1 protein-coding gene is annotated in these 1,131 nt (G+C 56.8%); it reads right to left on the bottom strand.

Annotated features, from left to right (window positions below; all coding sequences use genetic code 11):
- Window positions 1–1,131, bottom strand: a 1,131-nt coding sequence (locus D769_RS19805; RefSeq protein WP_008648717.1) for a protein kinase, incomplete at its 3' end; no start/stop codon positions are given.

Here is a 1,131-nt window from a genome sequence, read left to right as displayed (position 1 = left end):
AGACGTCGTCAATTGAGCGCTTACGTCGATGTTCTGCATGAAGTAGTAGTCATACTCCATCATCAAGTCATGCACGCGTTGGGCGAGACCGAGATCGCTCACACTCACAATCATGTCACGGCAGGTATCCATTGCCGCAAAGCGGTTCTGGCGCTCGGCCGCGATCACGGCGATTCGCAGCGCTTCTGCCTTATCCTCCTCGCCGACGTATGGTGACGCGAAGAGAATCTTGCAGTTGTCGGCGATGGTCTCAGCAAAGGACCAGCCATAGCTGCTGTGTTCTGCCATTTCGCGATAACTGTCCAAGAACTGCGAAAGTGCTCCAGGTTGTAACGGAGAGGCCGCCAGCGCTTGGAAGATCTCCACTTTCAGGTCTAGGCAGATCGTTTCTCGTTCGGCGGGGGAAGCAGCGAGTAGGGTCTGGATGAAGGTCCCGATTTCGCCCGGATCAGCGACGTGCGATGCCGTCCATTTGTCTACGACGCGCTGTTTGAGTTCAAGTGCACCGGCTTGTCCGCGCTGGCGGTTCAAAATGACGTCGAACGCGGACTGGAGGCTTTGGCGTAAATCGGCCAAGCTGGCATAGCGTCGCGACTTGTCCGGTGCCGTTGCGCGGGAGAGGATTGCCTGGATCGCTGGATGAATGGGCAGGGCGCCGGCGAGAATGTTGCGAAATGTCGCGCCCAGCATGAAAACGTCGCCACGTGCGTCGGCGTTCCGAAACCCGCCATTGTCGAGGAATTCGGGAGGGATGAAGCCTGGCGTACCCGCCCAATCCGATTGGCGCGTGAACATAGTCGATGAATCAAGCTGTGTGCACAATCCCAGATCCGAGACAACTAGGTTGCCGCCGCCAAGCAGGAAGTTCTGTGGCTTGATGTCCCGGTGAAAAATGCCGCGCATATGCAGCTGCTCAATGCAGTCGATCATCCGCATGAAGTACTGCTCGGTTATCTCCGCACGCGACCGAATGAAAGCGGTGTGTTTGGAAACATCACCGTTCTCGAAGTACGGCATTACGAAGTACGGCGGCAAATGCACCAGATTCGCGTCGACGATCTGCGCCACAGCGCCATTGCCAGAAAACTCTTGCATGACGCGAACCTCTGAGCTTGCCCCCGCAAAACGAAT

Origin of the sequence: Cupriavidus sp. HMR-1 (assembly GCF_000319775.1) — a bacterium.
Classification (GTDB): domain Bacteria; phylum Pseudomonadota; class Gammaproteobacteria; order Burkholderiales; family Burkholderiaceae; genus Cupriavidus; species Cupriavidus metallidurans.
The sequence above is the reverse complement of the archived record's forward strand: the minus strand, read 5'-3'. Positions and strand labels throughout refer to the sequence as shown.